This window comes from Wenjunlia tyrosinilytica, assembly GCF_014646055.1.
GTDB classification, from domain to species: domain Bacteria; phylum Actinomycetota; class Actinomycetes; order Streptomycetales; family Streptomycetaceae; genus Wenjunlia; species Wenjunlia tyrosinilytica.
The window spans coordinates 1-909 of the sequence record NZ_BMMS01000147.1; the positions used below are offsets into that span (position 1 = coordinate 1).

Genomic DNA, 909 nt, shown 5'->3' on the forward strand with positions numbered 1-909 from the left:
AGGCTGCGGATGCCGTCGGCGAACCGCACGGCCTCACGGACATGCCGCACCCAGTACTCCGGGCAACCCAACTCCCCCGCCGCAACCGGCCCACCCGTCACATTCGAGACCACCTCCAACCGCGGCCGCCCATACGCCACACCCTCCACCACCCCCCGGAACTCCTCCAACATCGGCTCCACCAACGGCGAATGAAACGCATGACTCACCCGCAACCGCGACGTCCTACGCCCCAACCCACGGAAATACCCCTCAACCTCGGCAACCACCGCCTCCACACCCGAAACCACCACCGACACAGGCCCATTGACCGCCGCCAACCCGACCTCATCACCCCGCCCCTCAAGCAGCGGCAGCACCTCCGCCTCCGACGCCCCCACCGAAACCATCGCCCCACCCGACGGCAACGCCTGCATCAACCGCCCCCGCGCCCCCACCACACGACACGCATCCTCCAACGACCACACCCCCGCCACATGAGCCGCCACCAACTCACCCACCGAATGCCCCAGCACAACATCCGGCACAACCCCCCACGACTCCACCAACCGGAACAACGCCACCTCAAACGCGAACAACGCGGACTGCGCACACTCCGTGCCATTCAGCAACCCGCCATCACCACCGAACACCACCTCCCGAACCCGCCCACCCAAACACGCATCCACCGCATCGAACGCCTCCGCAAAAACCGGAAACGCCCCATACAACTCCCGCCCCATCCCCAACCGCTGCGACCCCTGCCCCGCGAACAAGAACGCCGTCCGACCCCGCACCACCGACCCCGACACCACCGACCCCGACACCGAAGCCGACCCACCACCAGCAGCCAACTCCGCCAACCCACCGCACAACCCACCCAGATCCGAACCCAGAACCACCGCACGATGCTCAAACACCGAACGCCCC

General features: G+C 67.1%; 1 protein-coding gene. It reads right to left on the minus strand.

From position 1 onward, the window contains the following. Window positions 1–909: acyltransferase domain-containing protein (locus IEY86_RS35955; RefSeq protein WP_189136095.1), on the minus strand; the 909-nt coding region annotated here is incomplete at both ends.